The following is a 21,681-nucleotide window of genomic DNA, read 5'->3' on the forward strand; positions in this document are numbered from 1 at the left end:
AAAGCGTTGACTCTGATGCCAACGCTTTTCTTCTTTAAGTAAATCTAGATTTGCTTCTAGCGGATCAGCCCGATATCACGCTTGATGTGTTCTGGGAGTTCATTCGTCGAACGAACCGATTTATTCAGCTCACGTGTGCGGAGTACGTCCATCGCATGGGCAATCAATCCATTGAAAGAAACCGCATAGTTTTTTTGCACTTTTTCTACAGAAGCAAGTGCTAGAGCGAAGTTAACTGCCTGTGTCATAACCGCCTCACTATGTGATTGTCTTTACCGAGTAAATTCTAATCATTTGCTCATAGCAGATAAAATGACTTAATTTACTCTTATCAATTAGTTTTTCTTATTCGAAAATGATAATTCGGTCACCATGCAATGAGTAAAATTGGGTGTTAATTTGATTTATAACAAATGCATAGAATAGAAAGACGCATTATTAATAGTTATTTATCAATTTCATTTCAGTTTGTTAACATCTGATTTTAACAAACATGACTGAGACCACCTTGCTTGCATTCCTAAGTAAACATTCCTCTGTTCTTCTTATCGCTGCCGCCTTTGCAGGTTTTGCATTGCCAGAACTTTCTGAATCTGCTCTGCCATACCTTCCCTATGTATTATTTACTCTCATGCTGTTTACCTTGACGGGTATTGACCAGCGTGCACTCGTCAAATCGGTAGCTGACAAAGAGGCATGGCTTTACGCGCTGGTTCATAGTGGCGTCACGACACTGACGGTCACCGCTATAGGTACCGTGTTTGGAGCAAGCACCGAGCTCATGATGGCTGCCACTGCAGTTTGTGCGACAGGCACCCTATTTGCGACCCCCGCCATAGTACGTTCGGTTGGGTTTGAGCCCTTAAAAGCTATGGCTTTTACCATTACCAGCACACTAATGATGCCTGTTGCACTTTATATTAATCTGGCCCTGTTCAGTGCGGATGAATTCTCTCTCGATCTTCAAGATTATTGCATCAGGCTCGTGATATTCATTATTGGTCCTATGTTGTTCTCCTACTTGGTTCACCAATCAATACCCGAAGAGCGTTTAGCGCGTATTCATGGAAAGCTGGCACAATTCACCATCATTCTGGTTTTTAGCTTTCCTTTTGGCCTAACCGGTCAATATCGTTGGCTATGGGATAGCGACAGATCATTTGCCATCACTATGCTGTTTATTGCAGTGGTAATTTGCGTTTTGTTTTTCATGATCGGTCTAGCAATCTATTGGCATAAAGGCAGATCAGAGGCATACGTAGCGGCAATCACATCAGGGAACAGAAATGTATTACTCACTTACTCTGTTGCGGGTACTTTCTTAGGGCCTTTATATTTGCCTTTGATTGGCGCGCTGCAACTTCCTATCTATGTGCAGCCGATACTGGTGAAACTATTTTTGAAGAGAGACAGGAAGAGAACCGCAAAAGCATAAGCTCAAGCAGAAGCGTTGCCCCGAGTAACACACCGTGCATGCCACTGGATTTATTTTGATGTTCTCGCCTAAAAGGGCCCTGATTCAGGCAAGCTTGCTTATCTTTCGCTTAAAGACCTGCCGCAGGCACGAAGTAAACCAGTGATGCCCAGGCAGCAATCCAGAAAGCGATAAGTCCGAAATCCATCCAATCACGTTTTTCCACCATGACTTCCCCCTTAAACAACATCTTTGTTTATATAACGGTCAACGGATAAAGAAATTGAGTTATTTCTTCACTGTTTTTATATAGACGGCAAATTTCCGCCATATATCTGTACAGATGCAAATTTCGGGCACAAAACTAAAAGAAGTGTGAAGTAGGATGTGCAATGTCTGTTGGAGAGAAAATATAGGCGACAATCTTGCCGCCTAACTGTCAGATTTATCACAAGTAGTTCCTTGCTCAATCGTTAGACTGGCATGGAAGGTAAGTTAAAAGGTTTTCTTCTGGTGCTAACAGTGTGTCTTTCGTTCTGGCAAACTCGATAAAACTGTCGGCAAGAGTGACATAAATGGAACAAGGTAATTCACTCATACATTTCAAAGAATCATAGCCTTCTTTTCCTTGCGACGTGTACGCAGAGGAAACCGCGACGTATATCTTCTCTAATTCGACTGTTTTCCAGGTTCCACCTAGCGTTTGATATTCCAACTGTGTAATTCGTTGACCTTTGGGTTTGCAACATTCATAGGTATAACGCAGTCCAGCGGTATAAGGAAAACTACCGTCTCCTGTGCCTTCTACGCCGTTATTCGTCGCGTTATTGATGGCACCTTCCAGCGCCTGCATCACTTGGAGGCCTGTTGGTTTGTATAATATCAGATCGATGGCAAACGGCAAGAGTCTGCCCGCCACTTCTGCTGCAGTCAGCTTCCCATTCTCAAGACTTACGCGAACACCACCCGCATTGTGAATAGCAAAATCGACCTCATAACCGCGCTCTCTTGCAGAATAAATCATCGCTTCACAAACTAATGGAGCAATCTGGCTGCCGCCTTTTTCATCTGGTACACGAATATGGCGTAATCGGGCAGGCAAATTAGTGACAACGTCACTCTTTAATTTATCTACAGCCGGGCGATATCGCTCGGCGATCACCTGCTTTATCCCTTCATCACCGCGACAATGAATAACATTCGGTTGTTCTAGCAAATACCCTTTGGCTTTCTGGAACGTTTCATCAGGAAGATTTTGGTCCAAGGACGCATCCATCGCCAAACTGCGGCCAAGCATCAGGAAGTTGCCACCGCTATGCGCTGTCACCTTTCCATTTCCATCTAGGGTGACTGTCAGCTTTCCAAGGGCAAGTGAATGGCATCCGGCTTGCACCACAAGGGTGTCGTTAATCTGACGGCCATAAGGTCCCATGTCGCCAAGACCAAGATTGCTAAAGTCACCCTGTAACACATGACTATGACCACCCACAATCACAGACAGACCCTCTACCTCTTCAGCCATTTTCAGGTCTTGGTCATATCCTAAATGGCTGAGCAAGATAATGTGTGGTGTGCCGATTTCCTCGTGGATGTACTTAACCGTGTTTATGATGGTTTCTTTAGAGCTGACGAATGGCGTGTCAGGATCTGGCATGGCGATATCGGCCATTTTATCCAGAGCCACGCTGAAGATGGCCACTTTCTTGCCGCCAAACTCTTTCGTAAGTACGCTGGCAATTTTCAGGTCTGGATCATACGCCAGCAAAGGCGCTTTCCCTTTTACAGGAAACGCTTTGTTCGGGAGTTCTTTACTGACATCCCAGTTACCAGCCAGAAAAGGAAAGGTAATTTGGTCGAGGAATTTCGAAACCGCGGCATTACCCAAATCTAATTCATGATTACCCAGAGCCATCGCGTCCAGGTTCAGCATGTTGAGTAAAGTGGCATTAACCTCACCTTTGAACAGGCTGTAATAAAGCGTGCCTTGAAAGCAGTCACCCGCATGAAGGAATAGAAAACCGTCCGCGTCGTTTTGAGTTTCTTGTTTGAATGATTTAGTGACAGAAGCAATTCGGGCAAAACCACCCACATTGGCATAGACACGGTCTTCTAGGCCTTTTACAGCAAGCGAGATCGGCGTCGGTTCAAAGTGAGAGTGAGTGTCATTGATGTGCGCAATTGATAGCGTGATAGGTGTGACGTTGGGCATGATTTCCTTTATGCGCTGCACAAAAACGAAGTGTATCAGAGTTTAACCCCAGTTCACACACATCACACTTTTATTGCAAGGCTTGTTATGCAGGAGTCAGCATAGTGAGAACTCTAACGATACCGCCCAATATCAGGCTGAACATCGCGATGTACCACCATTTCATCTCGTCTCGAGAAAGGCTTTGCACGTGAAATAGAACAACATTGAGCTGATGCCAATTCTCTGTTCGGGATGCGTATTGAAAAGCGCAGCGAATAAGCGCTACAACACCTGTCACTAGCAAGACAGTTTCAACCGCGTGTGCAATTACGAGTAACAAGTGAAAACTCCAATCGTTTTGTCATTTAGAAATAAAACAAAAGAGTTAACGCTATTCAACATTTTGTTTACTTTCGTGCATTTATTCGTGAAGCACAGTAGATAGATGTAAAAAAGGAGCGCACTGCTCCCTTCTAATCATCTGCCTGACTCAATCAGTCAACACACCGTTTTGGTAGTCCGTTATGGCTTGATTAATCTCTTCCATCGAGTTCATCACAAACGGGCCATATTGAACAACGGGCTCATCAATGGGCACACCGGATAGTATCAACACTCCAGAGTCTTCATTTGCCTTCAGTGAAATAGCATCACCACCCGATAACTGAACGAAGTGGCTTTGTTTGACTGACTCACTCGCAATTTCCACCTCTCCCTTATAGACATAAAGGTTTGCCTGATAGCCACTTGGTAACGCAATCTCACGACTTTGATCTGGTGCAGCACGCCAGTCTGCAACAAACACTTCTATGCTGGTTTGCTGCAATGGACCTTTAACGGGCACACCGTTACTGACTGCATGACCGCCAATCACCCGCAGTAGGTTTTCAGTTTCACCATACTCATTAATTTCAGGTGATTGAAAATCGTGGTACTGCGCAGGACGCATTTTCTTGGCTGCCGGCATGTTAATCCAGATTTGAAACCCATGAAGCTCACCATCGCTCATGATTGGCATTTCACTGTGAATCACACCTTTGCCTGCACTCATCCACTGTGCGCCACCAGACTTAAGTTCACCAACGTTGCCCATATGGTCACGATGCTGAAAATGCCCTTTCAGCATGTAGGTCAAGGTTTCAATACCGCGGTGAGGATGAGGAGGAAACCCACCGATGTAGTCATCAGGGTTTTCACTTTTCAGCTCATCAATCATCAAAAATGGGCTGAATTGAGGATCATTGAATCCATGTGCACGGCTGATTTTTACACCATCGCCATCTTTGGAAGCATGTGAGCGAATTACGCGTTTTACCGTTCTGATTGTCATACTTAACTCCTTAGTTGACATCAGTCTACGAGAGCATGGTTGTGGGTAACACCCACCTAGAACTAACAAGTCATTCGAAATTCTTGAACAAGATTATTTGGGGCTTGCTTCCTTAGAAACAAGATAGTCAACATTTTGATTGGAGCTCTGACAAGAAAAGCTTTGCGATTGCCATAGGTTCTGATATTTATCTGACTAATCGACATTCATGGATGAATATCAATGATTGAATGGCATGCCAATATCATGTGGCACCACACAGAGCCTTATCGTCGCTTCGGCGTAAATATTGGGCAACGAATGACTGTTTTTCGCCTAAACGATGACTCATTACTTGTTCACAACCCAGCCATCCTATCCCCCCAACTTCAAGAACAACTCAAACGAATTGGAAAAATAAGTTGTATTACTACCGCCAACCTGAACTTGCACCAGAATTTGTCTGATTGGTGGCTTACCTATCCGGAAGCGCGCTTTTTTGCTGCACCCGGTCTTTACAACAAACGTACCGACTTAGGATTTGATGGGATCCTGAATTCCACCACGTCGACTTTGTGGCGTAACCAGCTTTACCAAACGGTTTTGAGAGGCAACGATGCCTGCGAAGAAGTGATCTTTTGCGACCCGAAAAGCCGCACTCTGGTATTGGGTGAAAGTCTATTGTTACTCAATGATGGAAGCATGTACCGTCAAATGATTGGGAGGTTACTAGGCTGCCATAAAGATGCCCGTGTCCCACTCCCATATCAAATTCAAATAAAAGAATCGAAGTTACTGAGGCAGTCATTGCAGGAAATCCTTACGTGGCCATTTGATCATATTCTCCCCGTTCACGGAGATCCCATTGTTTTCAATGGTAAGGAAAAGCTCGCCGCCGCATATCTGTGGGCATTTCACGGTGACAGGATTTCATAGCCCTTTTGTGTTGAGCCGTTATATACCCAAACAACCTAAAGATGCCGGATTCAGCGAGTTTGACTGGTGTTGTGATCGCGGCGTCCTTTTGTAGGTGTAGTCACCTCCATCAAAAAAGGACAACAAAGGGCACGACGCCAGTAACTCGCCCAAAGGGACGCCCACTTCATCGTTAAATTCCACGGAAATAGAACGACTATTCCTCGCGAAATTTGCCTCGAATTGACCGCATTGATGGCCTCTGAATGCAGCATCTTCAGGTTATTTGGGTATAATGTCCTGTCTCTTATAAATATGGCTAGTTATTCAAGCAATGAAGCAAAATATTCTCACCTTTTTCAAAGGAATGGCTATGGGCGCGGCAGATGTGGTCCCTGGCGTTTCCGGCGGAACCATCGCATTTATCACCGGGATCTATGACACGCTTTTAGAAAGCATTCGTCGCGTCAACCCATCGATTTTTCCACTTTGGAGAAAAGAAGGTTTCGCTTCAGTATGGAAACACGTTAACGGCACATTCCTCGCATCCCTTTTGGCTGGTATTTTGACCGCCATTCTTACCCTAGCAAAAGCAGTCTCTTACACATTAGAGAACCACCCTATTGTGATTTGGTCATTTTTCTTTGGCTTGATCATCGCGTCCGCCATTCACATGATCAAGCAAGTAGAGAAATGGTCAGCGGGTGAAATCGTATTGGCGATTGCAGGTGCCATTTTTGCCTATGGCATTACCGTCGCCAACCCTATTAGCATGGAATTCAACATGCTAACCGTGTTTATTGCTGGCTCAATCGCCATCTGTGCGATGATCCTTCCTGGGATTTCCGGTAGCTTTATCCTGCTGTTACTCGGGATGTATGCGCCGGTACTAGACGCAGTAAAAAGCTTGAATATACCTATTCTTGCTGTGTTCGCTACGGGCTGTTTGGCGGGTATTCTGTCTTTCTCCCATATTCTCTCTTGGCTATTGAACAAATACCGTAGCTTTACCATTGCTTTCTTGACGGGCCTTTTGATTGGAGCATTAGGTAAGGTATGGCCCTGGAAAGAGGCGATCAGTTTCCGCTTGAACTCTTCGGGAGAACAAGTGCCTTTGGTTGAAAAAGTCTTGTCGCCGGGCACTTTTGAAGCAGCAACAGGCCAACCTACACTTTTGGGGACAGCAATCATTATGATGGTTGTTGGTTTTGTGCTAGTGATCGGTTTGGAAAAAGTATCGGCAAAGCTGGCAGACTAATTTCAGCAAAGATCAACAGCCCCTAAACAAAGGCCTCTATAATGAGGTCTTTTGTCGTTATTCAACCGATTAACCTGGAACGATTCCTTTCATTTCAAGAGGTTTCTCACATCCTTTACACGTATGAAATGTTAATCTCCTCACTCTTTGTTTTGGTCATAGCTCTTTTATGAATGTTAGTGGTTGTGGACACCGACGTGGCGTCGAATTAATGGGTCTTGGAATTATTGTTGCCTTTGGTTATTTCTTTGCCGATCAAACTTTTTTTGATGAACCAGCAACTGTCACGCCTACGCTAGCGCCGACCTGTACCCTTAGCTCCACACCCTGCTTATTTAACAACGCCAAAGTCTCCATGGCGTCTAACACCGCAGCGCCTCTAATTCCTACTGAAGTCAGCGTTGAGGTCACTGGCTCAACACCTAATTATCTGATGATTGAACTACAAGGTGTTGAAATGAATATGGGAACATACAAAATCAAACTCTCATCGGTAGGAGACAATTTATACCAAGGAGAGTTAATGCTGCCTATTTGCATGGAAGATGAAATGACTTGGCGAGGCGCTATCAAAAGCTCCGATGATTCTATCTCATTACCGATTGACGTAAGGATGGCTCGATGAAAATAAAAGTTCTGGTCGTTGTCGCGGCGCTTTTGGCTGGTTTTGGTGCTCGATACCTCGTAGATCAAAATGATAAACCCGCTGCCACACCAACAGAAATTGGCTTGCTTCAAAGCGGTACTGAAACGATCAATTTGTTTGATAATAATGATAATCGGATCCGCGTGGTTTACTTTGGTTATACACATTGCCCAGACGTCTGTCCTACCTCTCTCGCTATCATGTCAGCCGCACTGAAATCTCTACCGGAAGAAAATCTGGAAGACGTAAGGCCTATATTTATTACCTTGGATCCTGAGCGAGACAATGGCGAAGCCGCCCAACAGTATGCGGGATATTTCCATCCAAGTATTGAAGGCGCAAGTGGCTCCAAAGAGAAGACAGATGCCTTAGCTCGAAAATATGGTGTGCTTTATCAAATTACCCAATTGGAAGACTCGGCGATGGAATATGCTGTCGACCACAGTTCTTATTTCTATTTCCTCAACCCAAATGGGGAGCTACTTGAAAAAGTACCTCACACTTTGAACCCAAACATGGTGTCAGACGCAATTCTTCGCCTCACTGCCCAAACTCAGTAGAAAGTAACCAAGTGGTTGGTTAAGACTGATCCCTTTCGATAAACAGGAGTTTTAAATGAACTTTCGCACCTCTTTGATTGCCGCAGCTTTCAGTGCTGTATCTTTCTCATCTTTTGCAGCAGTTGAAGTTTCAAAACCCTATGCACGCGCTACGCCACCACATGCCCCAAACAGCGCTGCCTTTATGATGCTAAAAAACAGTGGTGATGAATCAGTATCACTAGTAAAAGCAGCAACGCCAGTAGCAAAGAAAGTTGAACTTCATACGCACACAATGGATGGTGGTATGATGAAAATGCGGCAGGTGGAAAACATCGAAATTCCCGCCAACGGAATGAGCGAACTAAAACCAGGAGGCCTGCACATTATGCTATTTGGTTTACAAAATCCGCTCAAAGAGGGTGAGACACTGCCGTTGACCCTATCCTTTTCAGACGGCACTAAAGTCACTAAGAAAATTCCCGTTAAAAAGGTCATTACAGGCTCACAAATGAAACACAAGCACTGATACGGACATTAATTTGCCAAAGTTCTAAACTATTATGCTGATGACATGCTTAGTTTTTTAAGCTGTATCAACATTGAGGCGGATTAGCCAGCGCCTAAGCTGCAGAATAGTAAAACGCAGTCTATGGTTATACTGCAGCCAGTTGTTTGTATAACAGGTAAATATAAAGCAGTAAGGCAACTCAACAAAAACGAAGAGGTTTTTACTATGAAAATTCGTCTCCTAGCAGTAGCAGCAATCGCTTCCAGTGCATTACTGGCTGGTTGTTCAAGCAATAAAGCTCTTGAACAAAGCGTCGCTGATCTGTCGTCTAAGGTAGATTCTCTGTCTAATCAAGTTTCAGCTCTACAAGGCGATGTAGCAGACGTGGCAGCGGCTTCAGCGCTCGCTTATGATGAAGCGGCTCGTGCTAACGAGCGCATTGACAACATGGCGCAGTCTTACAGCAAGTAATAACTACGCTATAATATCCCCTTATAATTCTGCGGCTCCTTCGGGAGCCGCTGTGTTTTGAGCAAAAGCGTTTCCAACCTCAATCGGCACACCAGATTGAACCGCCAGAGCCGCACGGTAACGACTAAAATTCATTTGATTTGATTTCAGCCAATGTGCAATAAGCGGATCAGGCTGAGTCAACACTCGTTTTCCCACTTCTGATTCGTCAATGGACAGCGGTCGATGCGCTTCAACGAATACTGAACCATCGGGTTCATAGGTGGTTTTTACTGGCTCGTTGATAATTCGAACTTTTTCGCCCAGCGCAACTTTGTCAAATAGCCAGACAATATCGTCCGGTCTCATACGAATACAACCCGCACTAACACGAAGTCCAATACCAAAGTCTTTATTAGTACCATGGATAAGATACGAGCCTGTTCCATAAGCTAATCTCAGCGCGTGTGTCCCTAATGGGTTTTCAGGACCAGCAGGCACGACATCTGGCAATACTATGTTTCTTTCTTCCAAATACTCTTTTCGGAGACTCGCAGGCGGTGTCCAGGTTGGGTTTTCGCGTTTCTGGCTAATTTTGGTTTTCATGATTGGCGTTTCACGACCGACGCTGCCGATGCCAATCGGAAAAATATGAACTTTTTGGTTTTCAGGATCAAAATAATAGAGGCGCAGTTCCGCCAGGTTGATAACAATGCCCTCGTAATCAACGTCAGGAAGGATTACTTGTTGAGGAATAGTCACGAAAGTCCCAGGTTTTGGCAGGTAAGGATCGGCACCTGGGTTTGCAGACATTAAGGCTAAAAAACCCACGTTATATTGTTTTGCGATCAGCTCGAGGTGTTCACCCGGCTTAATGATATGGACAGGATTATCCCCTATCAATCGTGTTTGGGCTTCTGGCCAGACATAATCATTCGCCATCGATAATGTGGGCACAAGGCTGGCGAATAGCATTGGGATAAGTTTACGCGCGAATTTCATCTCGCTTTTTCTCTCGTATTTGGGGTTCTTACAATCTACTTAAAAGATAACATGAGATAAGACCTTTGCTCCCTGCTATGCCTTTCATTACTCCCAATTATTCGTCATTTTTTCTCATGGCCGACACATAAAGACAAAGAGCGCTTTTCGGCGCTCTTTCTACTCAACTCATTAACTGCTCAACCTATGTTCAGAAGAACATGCGCAGCCCAAAAGAGCCTTCGAACTTGAATGCTGCATCTTCTTGCCAATACCAAGCCGTACCGACTTCACCGTACAATTCTATATTTCCATGCCCCATTGGAACAGTAATACCCAAACCTGCACGTGGCCCCCATTCGTGGTGTTTATCATCAACCCACTGTGCGCCCGTATAAGCATACATTGGCGAAAACTCAGGGCGAGCTAACCAATCCCCAAGGTTCCACAAGCCATCTAAAGCGACACCGGTTTTTTCAACACCGAGAGAAATACGAAGGTTGTTCTGTTCTATGGTGACACCGGACATAGGGGTGCCAATGAATACGCCCGCAGAAAATCCTTGTGCAGACGCGGGCAATGCGGTAGCAGCAAGTGCGAACATCAAAAAAAAACGTTTCATTAGAAATCAATTCTCGAAATTTAGTTTGGAAACTGGCTATTAAACAACCAACTAGGTACCAACAGGTCAATTGTAATCACTCTACCCATCATCTGTTATAACTACCATACTTTAATAACGTTTTTCATAAAAACCTAAACTCCTGAAAGAATAATAACGTTATATAGGTCTGATAAGTCAGTGAAGTGACGTGCCTTCGCACGGTTTGATAAACGGAGTAACCTGATGCTGATCCGAGTGCCAAAGAAATCAGAAATAAAAGAAAACGAACTCACCCCGGAAAGTGTTTACAAGTCCCGTCGTGAAATTCTGAAAAAGCTCGGAATTGTGACCGCAAGCCTCCCCTTCGCCGCCCAATCCCAAGCTAATATTTTTGGTATTTTCAGTGGTGACGATGACAAAGCAGCCGACGGCACAACCTTTGTCAGATCCCCGTTGGTTGCAGAGAAAACACCTTATGGCAAAGGCCTCGAAACGACGCCTGAGTCAAAAGTACTGACCTACAACAACTTTTATGAATTCGGCACAGGAAAAGGCGATCCTGTCGAAAACAGCCAGAATTTCGTGGTTAATCCATGGACACTAGAAGTCGATGGCTTAGTGAACAAACCCATGAAGCTGAGCTATGACGACTTGCTTAAAAAATTCCCGCTCGAAGACCGCTTCTACCGCATGCGCTGTGTTGAAGCATGGTCCATGAACATTCCTTGGGTAGGCTTTTCCCTCGCGGCACTGTTGAAAGAAGCGGATCCAATGGGAAGCGCAAAATACGTGGCATTCGAAACCCTTCATGACCCAAAACAAATGCCAGGCCAACGTTCCCAGTTTGTTGGTGGTGGTATTGATTACCCTTATGTAGAAGGCTTGAGACTGGATGAAGCCATGAATCCGCTGACCTTGCTTAGCGTCGGACTGTTTGGTCAAACACTTGCACCGCAGAATGGTGCACCTGTGCGTATGGTTGTACCGTGGAAATATGGTTTCAAGAGCATCAAATCCATTGTGAAAATTCACCTTCTGGAAGCGCAACCAGCAACAACTTGGAATTTGTTGGCGCCGCACGAATACGGATTCTATGCCAACGTCAATCCGCAGGTTGACCACCCTCGTTGGAGCCAAGCTTCAGAACGTTTTATTGGTGAAGGTTCTATTTTCAGCTCGCGTCGTCAGCCGACCGCGATGTTTAATGGCTATCTGGAAGAAGTCGCTCACCTTTATACGGACATGAACCTGAAGGCGAATTATTAATGCGTTTAACGCCCACGCACATCACGCTGATTAAAACTATTGTTCATCTTGTTAGCCTAGGCTTTGCAGTCAACTTGGTGAACTTGGTTTTGTCGGGCCGATTTGGTGCAGATCCAGTCGATGGCATCACCCACTATACAGGCATCGCTGCGCTGAATACCTTGGTGGTGACCATGTTGATCAACCCAATCGCCCGCTTTACCAAAAACGGCTTGCTGGTTCGTTGTCGTCGTGTCGTCGGTCTTTATGCATTCTTTTGGGCAACATTACATATGCTGACCTATTTTGCGTTGGATCTGACTTTCAATTTCTCATTGCTTGGGACGGAAATCCTGTCGCGGCCTTATTTGACATTTGGTGCATTGGGATGGCTGATCCTTTTTGCACTGACAATGACATCAACTGCAAAAATACAACGTCGTATGGGCGCGAAATGGCAGCAATTGCATAACCTCGTTTATGTTGCACTGATTGTTGGCCCCATTCACTTCTACTGGTCGTCAAAATCAGAACTCATTGAACCCACGATTTACCTACTTTTGGCGCTAACACTGTTGGCGATTCGTTGGAAAACCCTCAAAAGAATCGTTTCACGACCAGTATTTAGGCGGACATAACCTCACTTTTGAACGGCTCTGCACAATTAGCGCATCCAGATATAGCAAATTTCAAATTTTTGCCATACTTTAGGGAACCTTAGCGCAACCCTATGTTGTAGTGTTGATTTTTGGAGTAGGCGTTTTTGCTGGACGAACTGATTTCGCAGAGCCTGAGAGACTTTCAATCTGATTGTGTCAGCTTTTGCGAACACCACTATCCGACAATCCACAATCGTGGAATGAAAGAAAGCCACTTGGGCAAAGCCTTTGCACGTCGGTTAATTCACTCTTACGACAACCTCAACATTGACGCTCAATATGCTCAGCTCGATGAAGCTGGCGTACTTAAACACCCTGCATTTAGGATAGAAAGCCCCAACCACCAAATCTATATCATCGCCCATCGCTTAATCAGTGCAAATGTTGCCTGCCGAAAAGGATTGGTGAAAGACATACAGTGGACGCTGGATCATCTGGATACCGCAAGCGATAAAGAAAAACGCTTGGTCATCTTGGCAGACCATTGGGTTGACCGTTCAAGTGCGAGTAAATCTGTCCCAAGCTGGTGGTTAGGTCATCAACCCATCCATAAAGAAGAATATGTGGCGCAAGGCATTCGATTAGTCGACGCAGATCGCAGCCTTTCGGAAGATATTGGGCAAGAATGCAATCTGAGTGACGGTCGACACCGGATATTTCATCCTCTTTTCCGTCATCGCGATGGATTGCCACTGTTCAAATACATGCTACTCACCGCTGCCTACACGCTGTAACTGATCCACCCTGAACGGAATCCCATGACCACAGAAGTTCACGCTAACGACGCGATGTTGCGCGACGCGCCATTGTTACGCCTTTTCCTTCGTTATTCATTGCCAACAATCGCTGCCATGCTGGTGACGGGTATTTATGTTGCCGTTGATGGCATGTTTATCGGCCATTTCGTGGGTGAAGAAGGACTAGCAGCTATCATACTTGCCTATCCTGTCGGATCCATTCTCTATGCCTTGGGCAATCTAATTGGCATGGGCGCTGCGTCTCTCGTTTCTATCAACCTTGGACAAGGAAAACCAAACGTCGCGCAGCATATTGTCGGGAACGCACTGTCCTTATCACTGATTGTCAGCCTTATTATCTCGATCGTCGGCATGGCGTTTTGCGAAGATGTCATTCTGACACTCGGCGCTGAAGGTCGGGTTGCAGAAATGGCTGTCACTTATCTTCGGTGGTATTTCGGGATGGGCGTATTTGCGCTGGTCTCCATGGCATTCTCTATTTTGCTGAGAAACGATGGGGAACCAAACCGCGTTACTTTCATTATGATCTTTGGCGGTGTGCTAAATATCTTTCTAGATTGGGTATTTATCGTTTTGATCCCATGGGAGCTGAAAGGCGCGGCGATTGCGACCATGCTGTCTCAGGCCGCAACTGCATTGCTTTGTTTACGTCACTTTTTCAAACCAACCACCCGGTTACGGTTTACGCTAAATTCCATCGTCATTAGGGCCAAAACGATCACAGACATTCTTCAACTCGGCATTCCGGGTTTTCTGATGTACCTGTATCTGTCTGTGGTGCTCACTTTTCATAATATGGCGTTTCTCGCCTCTGGTGCTCCTATCAATGTCGCTGCCTATGCCATAGTCAGTTATACAGAAGCCTTTTTTTATTTAGCTTTTGAAGGTATCGCCTTGGGCATGCAGCCGATCACCAGTTTTAACCTGGGTGCAGGCCAGATTCAGCGTGTTAAAACCAGCCGGAATATCGCCTTTGGTGCGACCATGATTGTCGCCGCTTTTGGCTTGTTTATCGTATACGGATTTCCTAAAGCCATTATTTATGCCTTTGGCGGAGATAATCCAGAGTTGGCTGCAGTGACTCGAGAAGGCATGTACCTCTACTTCTGGGGCTTGCCAATGGAAGGTTTGCTTTTAGTCGGTGCGATATATTTTCAGTCTATCAATCAGGCGAGCATTGCCAATTGGTTAACGGGCGGTAAACTGGTCATTATTGCCGCAATGTTATATTTCCTAACGAAATTCGCCGGCACAACGGGTACATGGATTTCACTCGCTTGTACCAGCACCCTGCTGACACTATGGATGCTGTGGAAGTTGCATCAAACTCAACCAGTTACGGTGTCACATAAAAACCCACCACAATAAGAGGCAAGGATGCTCGAAAAAGTCATTAGCATACTGTTTCCGGTATTTGCCGTTGTCGCTGCTGGCTTTTTTGTAGGCAAAGCATTCAAGCCTGATATGCGCCATATCAACCGAATCAATATCGATTTAATGGTGCCGTGTCTGGTGTTCACCACCCTCTCTGTGATGCCTATGGGCGGGCAACAGAACTCACTCATCGTGGCTGCTGTTCTCGCTGTTCTACTCCCTGGTGTTTTAATGTTTGGCATCGGAAACATAATGTCACTGCCCTTTAAAACCTGGGGACCACCTCAAATGTTCCGTAACAGCGGAAATCTTGCTATTCCTCTTTTTGGCTATGCATTTGGGGTTAGCGCAGAGGCACCTGCTGTCTTGCTCTTTGTGGTTTCCGTCATTCTCCACATCACCGTAGGCATGGCTTTGCTAAGCAACAGCGAATATCGCTTCAACAACGTCCTCAAAATGCCCCTACTTTGGGCGGCTATGCTCGCGCTGGTTTTCAATTTCAATGGCTGGACAGTTTGGAATCCACTCAATGAAGGCATGACGCTCGTTGGTAATGCAGCGGTGCCCGTCATGCTGATTTCACTTGGCGTGCAACTTACTGCCATTAAGTGGTCTGGGATTCGCGTTGGTATTTTGAGCACGGTATTAAGTTTGGTGACAGGTGCAATCAGCTTTACTCTGATCTACTTTTTTATCCCTCTTCCGTCAGAGCACATGCGAATGATGCTTTTGTTCGCCATGCTGCCACCAGCCGTGATGAATTTTCTTTACGCCGAGCGCTTTAAAGTGGGCGCAGATGAGGTGGCGTCAATGGTGCTGTTCGGAAATGGCTTTACCGTATTGACGCTACCTTTGTTGCTTATCGCGGCTTTTGCATGGTTATGAAGCGTTAAACAGAGGGCTTTTTCCATACAGATTTGAAATCAAACCAGCCAACGCGGTTTGAGGCGACATCTTCCAGTTCCTGTCCATCTACAACGCCCTGCCAGATGTGGAAAAGTGGGACGATCTGTGAGGATTCAACCAGCATACGTCCTAATGACTCCGCATTGAAGGTTTCGTTTTTCTGGGCGCGCCACACCGCCATTTTCTCAATCAATGCCTCAAACTCACTCTCTGGCATAGCTGATGAAACATGATCAAAATTCATCAACCAAGGCAGAATGGCATCATGCTTCTTGCTGCCCAAACTCATCCCACAAAGCCAAATATCTACTTTTTTCGGGTTAGTAGGCTGCATCATTTCTTCGTATGGCACAGTGTGAATTTCCAGCTCAACGCCGTCCTCTTCCAACATGTCTTTTAGTGCCGCTGCGAGAAGCGGAAAGAGTGGATTATCAGCCTGATGAGCCAGCCTCAGTTTTGATTTTGATGGGGGCGATACATCTTGTCTCGCCGTTTTGGTATGTATCCATCCAGGAACTAAACCATAGGCATTAGTCAGACGGTATTCACCAATTCCCCTTTCCGCTAAGTGAGGCAATAAGAAAAGAGATGAAACACGATGGCAAAGGTAATCCGCCCAGCGCTTGTCCTTCGCAATACCCGTTTTTCTGTTCAACAAGAGGTAATCACAGCCTTCATCGAGTTCCAGTCGCTCATTCGCAGCGCTTTGAAGTGCACCTTGTCGAGAATCTAACGCAGTAGGATCAAGCGTCGCTGTTGGCTGCAGATAGCACATTGCCGCGCTATCCAGCACCCATATTTCAATTTCATCAGTCAGTGCACGGAACCCGAAATACTGGTCGTGTGCTTTTAGCACCAGATGGCGTTTGTTGTTTTCGACGATTCTGTACGGGCCTGTCCCTACAGGAAAAGCGTCGGCATCTTTACTTTTTGCAGCCTTGTGAGATTGAATCGACGCCATAGGAACAGCCAAGGTTTCAGCAAACCTCACATCAGGCCGGCTCAAAATGAAATCCACAACGTTCTCTGCCGGCGCTTCAATATGCTGAATATGAGAAAAGTAAGGACTGCCGGACATCGCATTGATTGACCAAATCACATCTTCTGCGCTCAATAGCGTGCCATCATGAAATTTCACCGCAGGGCGCAAATAGAATCGCCAATGGGTATCTGTGATGGATTCCCAGTGATGTGCTAAATCTGCCTCGACTTTCTCATTAGTTTCATTAAGTCGCGTCAATCCATTAAATATTTGTGAGACCAAGTGCTGCTCAGAACGGCGCAAAGGTTTGGCTGGATTTAGCGTAGGGAAAGAGCGGTAATAAGGAAGGCGGATGATCTGCTTACCTTCCTGCGTAGAAACACCTAATTGTTCCTGAATTAGTCTTGCCAGCTTGGCGGCATCGTTGTCCAGCTCCTCAAGTGCAGCATCCAGCTTACCCTCCTGAACCCACTTTCTAACGCGGCGCATTTGAAGATCGGAATCACTGCGGTGAAACGTCAGGCGACTCTGCTTTCCTCGGCCTACAGCGGGCTCCCAGCTCAACCAGCCCTGCTCCGACATCTTGTTCAATACCATTCTCGCGTTTCGGCGGGTGCAGCAAAAGATGTCCGCCATCGTCTCGAGATTGGTATCAGCGTCTTTTCCTTTGAAACGGTTATAAATCATTGAAAACTGTGTTTGAAGGCGTTGTCCAGACATAAAAAGGGGAACCTAAGAGGTCAGAAGTCAGGGAATCTATTTCCTATTTTATACCTAATATTAGGATTCTCCAGCAATGGTTGACTGGCTAACTTATCGACAATCGGCTTGAGTATTTCCTCATTTTGTTGGTGTACCATTGTTATTTCACTGAACGGCGCTATTATCGAAGCACGATTGAAGATTGCCTTCACGCTGCCGAGAGATTGAGTTCTCGGACATTCTAGATTCCGGAGTTCTTATGAGCGAATCCACCGTTCTTTCCCACTTCCACAAAAAACAGGCTTGGATGGCAAGCCACGTAGAAAGTGCACAATTCCCAACGGCTGAAAGCAAAGAAGGCTTACGTTTGTACAAGGCAGCGGAATCAGAGCCTGCTTCAACGGAAACATCGTCCGGTGGCGCAACAGAAGGCTTTACGTTTTATGAAGTTGATTGCCACCCATTGATGGTTCGCTACGCGAAAACGCTGGCACAAAAATGGCCAGAATCAGAACGCGAAGCCATCATGGAATTTCTCTCTCAACTTTCGCTCACAGATCTGCCAACGCCTGACGGCATGCATGTTGGGCTTTATGTGGCGATGGAGCAAGGCGCACCTGTAGCGACAGGAATGCTGCTAAGCTCAGAAGAATCTGATCGGAAAATTTTCGGTATTTATGATGTGTATGGCCTGAATAAAGACGCATCAAATGCCATCAAACAGCACCTTTTATGTCTCGCAGGTGATGGAAACGTCGTGAGCGAATAGCGCAAGGTTAACAAGTACCAGAAACACAAAAGCAGAGCTCAGGCTCTGCTTTTTCTTTTTTACGCTTTAGCGCTTTTAATTTTTGTTATCGACTTTAAAAAGTAAGGTCAATCAGACGGTAACGGACCGCTTATGAACGGCAAGCACGCTCTTTTTTAACAATGAAAAATGCTGCTACGATAAATGCGACGACCAGAATAGTTTCCAAGTTTCTCTCCTAAAAGGTTTTGCTTTGCGTTTCGTAGCATTCAATCACTGCCGCCACGTCTTGCTTTTGCGAATTGCTGATTTTTTGTTCGGCGCGAATTATAACCAAATCTCGTTATCAGATCTCGAAAAATGTTAACTTTTTAGTCAAAAAATTCACTCCGACAATAGAATCCGTGAATTGCCTCCACGAACTCATATTCAGAGTAGAAGCATGTCGAAAATAATTCTTTGATTTCAATCATTAAAAAGAAAGCCGCCCCATGTAGGGGCGGCCTTCTATTCACCATGTAAATATGACAGTTTTATTGAATTTGAGCACCGCCTTCAGCCCATTTACCAATCAATGCCCTTTCTTCCTGCGTCATTTGAGTAAGGTTACCTAAAGGCATGATATTTGTAGTCACTGTCTGAGCCACAATACGCGAAACTTCTAACTGCATTTGTTCGGGTGTGTCCAAAATTACCCCAGCGGGTGCCGTAGCAAAAGCTGGATGCGTAGGCGATTGCGAGTGACAAACCGTACAACGCTCCAAAATAATACCTTTTACCGACACAAACATTGTCGCTCCTTCATTACCACTAGGGGCAACGGCATCGTGAGAATGTGAACTGGCCGCACTCGGTGCATTTGATTGGGGTGCAGAGACAAATGCCAGGCACACCAAGCCCAACGCCGCTGTTGGAATGGTCCAAGCATATTTCTGGCTTCCGTGACGTGTATTAAAATAGTGTCGTACCAGTACGCTGATCACTGACAAGCCCGCCAAAATCGCCCAGTTGTATTCGTTACCGTAAGTGCTGGGGAAATGATTGCTAATCATGATGAACAGTACTGGTAATGTCAGGTAGTTGTTGTGACGAGAGCGCAATAAACCTTTAGCCGGAAGTTCAGGATCCGGTTCTGTTCCCTCTTCGATTGCTTTAACCAGACCACGTTGGGCAGGCATGATAATGCGGAATACATTACCTACCATGATGGTACCGATGATTGCACCGACGTGGATGTAAGCGCCACGACCACTGAACACCAGACTCAACGCCCAGGATGCAAACACAAGAAATACGAACAGTACGATACCCAATAACATGGGTTTCTTACCAAGTGCCGAGTCACACAGAAAATCATAAACAAACCAGCCCGCTATCAGTGAACCAACACCGATCGCTACCGCTGTCATTGGTTCTATACCGGAGCCGGGTTTCACAAGATAAATATCTGCATTTGAATAGAAGACAATGGTCAGCAGTGCCACACCGGTAATCCAAGTGAAGTAAGCCTCCCACTTAAACCAGTGAAGGGTTTCTGGCATTTTGGGTGGTGCAAGTTTGTATTTTTCAAGATGATAAATACCACCACCGTGAATTGCCCATAAATCTCCGGACAGCCCTTCTTTTGGGTTTTCACGGTTTAAGTTGTTTTCCAACCATACGAAATAAAAAGACGCACCAATCCACGCCACCCCGGTGATCATATGCACCCAGCGTACTGCTAGATTGAGCCATTCCGTGATATACGGATCCATAACAACCTCCTGTACGGACGCCGTCGCTAAATTTGTTTGCTATAAAAAAGCTTACGCCGTCCCTTCCTGTTTTTCTCAGATATTGACAATTGCTTTAACCAAATCAACAAATCGTTTTCTTTGAAATGATAACGCTATAAATTAGGTGCCAATATCACATGCGTTTGTTCTAAAAAGAAAAACTCGTCACAGTTATTTCCCACACCTTCCCTGTCAACCACTAGAAATTGGTCGTTGGGAGTCAATGCAAGAACAGGATGATGCCAAACGCCTCGATGGTAGTTCACTCCTTGGCTACCTTTTGCGTAGAAAGCGCGGATCGAATCAGGATCCGGCTCATTTCCCAGTGGTGCAACCACCACCAAGTAGTCATTCCCCAGCAAAGGCATAAACGCCTGAGAACCCTTTGGGTGACGTTCCAACATCTTGATATTCAGAGGATACAAAAGTGGTGTTGCCTGAAAGATATTAATAATAACGCTACTTCCGTCATCAACTTGGGTTGTAGCCAACTTGTGATAACGGCGGGTTGAGCCATTGTTAATCATGAAGTATTCTCGATCCTGAGCTTCAATCACATCACCAAAAGGCGCAAACGCTTCTTTCGTCAGCAACTCTGGTTTTAATATCAATTCTGTAGCCGGCACTTTTTCCATAACCTTTGTCCTTCTCTGACTGCAACGATTTATCTGTTCAGCCAGATTTTCTTCCAAATAACCGTACGCGGCTGATACCACCATCCGGGAAAATATTGACCCTTACGTGGGAGATCGCACCCAGCTTATTGACTTGGTCGGCATACTCATGAATGTTGTGCGCTGAAAGTTTCTGGCTTGGCAGAAGCTCTCGCCAGAAAAGGCTTTGCGTGGCAATTTGCTCGTCAGTACCACCTTCTACAAAAGCGGCCTGAATGGAAACGCTGTCAGGAAAGTTACCTTTAAAGTGGGCGGTATCGATAACAATCCGCTCTACCAATCCAGCATGCCCCATAGACAGGATGACCCAGTCATTCCCAGGCACACGACGTCGCGCTGTTTCCCAGCCGTCACCCATGTTCACGCCACGACCCGGCATGATCAGATTGCTCATATGACCGAAGTGCTGGTCGTTACAGGCCAACGCACGTCCGCCATTCTCTACTGCGGCTAAATCGAGTTCAGATTGCAGGTTCACCCTCTCCCAGTCAATTTCCGGGTGACCATAAACACGGAGTCTTGCTACGCCGCCGTCTGGGTAGATATGAAAACGAACATGGGTAAAAGCTTCATCTGAATAAATATCAGCATAGTGGTGACTGTCTCCCTGAAGATTCATAGAGGGCAGTAACTCTTCCCATTGTTGACTGTCGGTTGGTTCGCCATCTGGGCAGTAACAGCCTTCCAATGACGCCGAAGGTGGATAGTTTCCAGTGAAATGAGAGGTATCTATATCTACACCAATGATCTTACCTGGCAAGCCGAGCCGAATCACACAGTAGTCATGGCCTTCTTCACGCTTTCGGCGAGATTCCCACCCATCCATCCACTTACCATTGTCATCGTAAACGTCTTCCTTCCATTCGGCTGGTGCATCATCAACGAGGCGTTGTTTATCTGCAAAGAAGTCATCTGTCGCGTAGATTGCCTCTGTACCTAAGCGGCTGCTGGCGAGGTTGATGAGCTTGACGAAATCAGGACGATTATCCATTTCCATTGCTTCCTTTATCACATATATCTAAGACACAATATCACCTAGT

The 21,681-nt window shown here is 45.7% G+C and carries 23 protein-coding genes; 13 read left to right on the forward strand and 10 right to left on the reverse strand.

Translation table 11 applies throughout. The annotated features are described in order from the left end of the window. Positions 1–56: 56 nt before the first annotated feature. Complete coding sequence (locus GMA8713_RS08470) at positions 57–248, reverse strand: hypothetical protein (RefSeq protein ID WP_062707929.1); 192 nt, start codon at positions 246–248, stop codon at positions 57–59. A gap of 245 nt (positions 249–493) precedes the next feature. Between GMA8713_RS08470 and GMA8713_RS08475 the strand changes: the two genes are divergently transcribed. Beyond that, positions 494–1,435, forward strand: a complete 942-nt coding sequence (locus tag GMA8713_RS08475; RefSeq protein WP_232314394.1) for a hypothetical protein — start codon at positions 494–496, stop codon at positions 1,433–1,435. 445 nt (positions 1,436–1,880) lie between these two features. Here GMA8713_RS08475 and GMA8713_RS08480 read toward each other — a convergent pair whose 3' ends face one another. The 3 genes from GMA8713_RS08480 to GMA8713_RS08490 all read right to left on the reverse strand — a co-directional run bounded on the left by GMA8713_RS08480 (position 1,881) and on the right by GMA8713_RS08490 (position 4,935). After that, positions 1,881–3,623, reverse strand: a complete 1,743-nt coding sequence (locus GMA8713_RS08480; RefSeq protein WP_062707932.1) for a bifunctional metallophosphatase/5'-nucleotidase — start codon at positions 3,621–3,623, stop codon at positions 1,881–1,883. 85 nt (positions 3,624–3,708) lie between these two features. Next, a complete protein-coding gene (locus tag GMA8713_RS08485) occupies positions 3,709–3,945 on the reverse strand; it encodes a hypothetical protein (RefSeq protein ID WP_062707934.1) in 237 nt (78 codons plus the stop codon). A gap of 150 nt (positions 3,946–4,095) precedes the next feature. Continuing rightward, positions 4,096–4,935: a pirin family protein gene (locus GMA8713_RS08490; protein ID WP_062707937.1), complete on the reverse strand. Its 840-nt coding sequence runs from the start codon at positions 4,933–4,935 to the stop codon at positions 4,096–4,098. A gap of 222 nt (positions 4,936–5,157) precedes the next feature. Between GMA8713_RS08490 and GMA8713_RS08495 the strand changes: the two genes are divergently transcribed. The 6 genes from GMA8713_RS08495 to GMA8713_RS08520 all read left to right on the forward strand — a co-directional run bounded on the left by GMA8713_RS08495 (position 5,158) and on the right by GMA8713_RS08520 (position 9,254). Continuing rightward, positions 5,158–5,850 (forward strand): hypothetical protein, encoded by a 693-nt coding sequence (locus tag GMA8713_RS08495; protein ID WP_062707940.1) that lies wholly within the window; start codon positions 5,158–5,160, stop codon positions 5,848–5,850. 313 nt (positions 5,851–6,163) lie between these two features. Next, positions 6,164–7,087, forward strand: a complete 924-nt coding sequence (locus GMA8713_RS08500) for a polyprenyl-phosphate transporter (protein WP_062707943.1) — start codon at positions 6,164–6,166, stop codon at positions 7,085–7,087. A 211-nt stretch (positions 7,088–7,298) separates the two neighbouring features. Continuing rightward, the gene (locus GMA8713_RS08505; protein WP_062707945.1) at positions 7,299–7,712 is read left to right on the forward strand and encodes a hypothetical protein; all 414 of its coding nucleotides are present in this window, start codon (positions 7,299–7,301) and stop codon (positions 7,710–7,712) included. Next, positions 7,709–8,293, forward strand: a complete 585-nt coding sequence (locus GMA8713_RS08510; RefSeq protein ID WP_062707949.1) for an SCO family protein — start codon at positions 7,709–7,711, stop codon at positions 8,291–8,293. Before GMA8713_RS08505 ends, GMA8713_RS08510 begins: the two co-directional genes overlap by 4 nt. Before the next feature lie 55 nt (positions 8,294–8,348). Continuing rightward, positions 8,349–8,801, forward strand: a complete 453-nt coding sequence (locus GMA8713_RS08515; protein ID WP_062707953.1) for a copper chaperone PCu(A)C — start codon at positions 8,349–8,351, stop codon at positions 8,799–8,801. Between the two features lie 207 nt (positions 8,802–9,008). Then, positions 9,009–9,254, forward strand: a complete 246-nt coding sequence (locus GMA8713_RS08520; RefSeq protein WP_062708088.1) for an Lpp/OprI family alanine-zipper lipoprotein — start codon at positions 9,009–9,011, stop codon at positions 9,252–9,254. Between the two features lie 21 nt (positions 9,255–9,275). Here the strand turns inward: GMA8713_RS08520 and GMA8713_RS08525 are convergent, their stop codons facing one another. Together GMA8713_RS08525 and GMA8713_RS08530 are read right to left on the reverse strand one after the other, a co-directional pair. Further along, entirely contained in the window at positions 9,276–10,208 is a 933-nt protein-coding gene (locus GMA8713_RS08525; protein WP_084387686.1) for a L,D-transpeptidase family protein, read from the reverse strand. A gap of 217 nt (positions 10,209–10,425) precedes the next feature. Beyond that, a complete protein-coding gene (locus tag GMA8713_RS08530) occupies positions 10,426–10,836 on the reverse strand; it encodes a hypothetical protein (protein WP_062707960.1) in 411 nt (136 codons plus the stop codon). Positions 10,837–11,061: 225 nt separating this feature from the next. On the opposite strand from GMA8713_RS08530, the gene msrP reads away from it, so the two are divergent. The 5 genes from msrP (at position 11,062) to GMA8713_RS08555 (ending at position 15,739) form a co-directional block, all read left to right on the forward strand. Continuing rightward, positions 11,062–12,084: a protein-methionine-sulfoxide reductase catalytic subunit MsrP gene (msrP, locus tag GMA8713_RS08535; protein WP_062707962.1), complete on the forward strand. Its 1,023-nt coding sequence runs from the start codon at positions 11,062–11,064 to the stop codon at positions 12,082–12,084. Next, the gene (gene msrQ / locus GMA8713_RS08540) at positions 12,084–12,701 is read left to right on the forward strand and encodes a protein-methionine-sulfoxide reductase heme-binding subunit MsrQ (protein ID WP_062707965.1); all 618 of its coding nucleotides are present in this window, start codon (positions 12,084–12,086) and stop codon (positions 12,699–12,701) included. The genes msrP and msrQ overlap by 1 nt, the downstream gene beginning before the upstream one ends. A gap of 125 nt (positions 12,702–12,826) precedes the next feature. Continuing rightward, positions 12,827–13,456 (forward strand): hypothetical protein, encoded by a 630-nt coding sequence (locus GMA8713_RS08545; protein WP_062707969.1) that lies wholly within the window; start codon positions 12,827–12,829, stop codon positions 13,454–13,456. Positions 13,457–13,480: 24 nt separating this feature from the next. Continuing rightward, positions 13,481–14,848 carry an MATE family efflux transporter gene (locus tag GMA8713_RS08550; protein WP_062707972.1) on the forward strand — a complete coding sequence of 456 codons (1,368 nt, stop codon included), beginning with the start codon at positions 13,481–13,483 and terminating at the stop codon, positions 14,846–14,848. 9 nt (positions 14,849–14,857) lie between these two features. After that, positions 14,858–15,739 carry an AEC family transporter gene (locus GMA8713_RS08555; protein ID WP_062707975.1) on the forward strand — a complete coding sequence of 294 codons (882 nt, stop codon included), beginning with the start codon at positions 14,858–14,860 and terminating at the stop codon, positions 15,737–15,739. Between the two features lie 4 nt (positions 15,740–15,743). Here the strand turns inward: GMA8713_RS08555 and GMA8713_RS08560 are convergent, their stop codons facing one another. After that, positions 15,744–17,462, reverse strand: a complete 1,719-nt coding sequence (locus GMA8713_RS08560) for an SgrR family transcriptional regulator (RefSeq protein WP_062707977.1) — start codon at positions 17,460–17,462, stop codon at positions 15,744–15,746. A 241-nt stretch (positions 17,463–17,703) separates the two neighbouring features. Between GMA8713_RS08560 and GMA8713_RS08565 the strand changes: the two genes are divergently transcribed. Continuing rightward, complete coding sequence (locus GMA8713_RS08565) at positions 17,704–18,213, forward strand: hypothetical protein (RefSeq protein ID WP_062707979.1); 510 nt, start codon at positions 17,704–17,706, stop codon at positions 18,211–18,213. 512 nt (positions 18,214–18,725) lie between these two features. Here GMA8713_RS08565 and GMA8713_RS08570 read toward each other — a convergent pair. From GMA8713_RS08570 to alc, 3 genes are all read right to left on the reverse strand, one after another. Then, a complete protein-coding gene (locus GMA8713_RS08570) occupies positions 18,726–19,946 on the reverse strand; it encodes a urate hydroxylase PuuD (RefSeq protein WP_062707982.1) in 1,221 nt (406 codons plus the stop codon). Between the two features lie 134 nt (positions 19,947–20,080). Further along, the gene (locus tag GMA8713_RS08575) at positions 20,081–20,602 is read right to left on the reverse strand and encodes an ureidoglycolate lyase (protein WP_084387685.1); all 522 of its coding nucleotides are present in this window, start codon (positions 20,600–20,602) and stop codon (positions 20,081–20,083) included. Between the two features lie 37 nt (positions 20,603–20,639). Beyond that, a complete protein-coding gene (gene alc, locus GMA8713_RS08580) occupies positions 20,640–21,632 on the reverse strand; it encodes an allantoicase (RefSeq protein ID WP_062708091.1) in 993 nt (330 codons plus the stop codon). Positions 21,633–21,681 lie beyond the last annotated feature (49 nt).

Origin of the sequence: Grimontia marina, assembly GCF_900060185.1 — a bacterium.
GTDB lineage: Bacteria > Pseudomonadota > Gammaproteobacteria > Enterobacterales > Vibrionaceae > Enterovibrio > Enterovibrio marinus.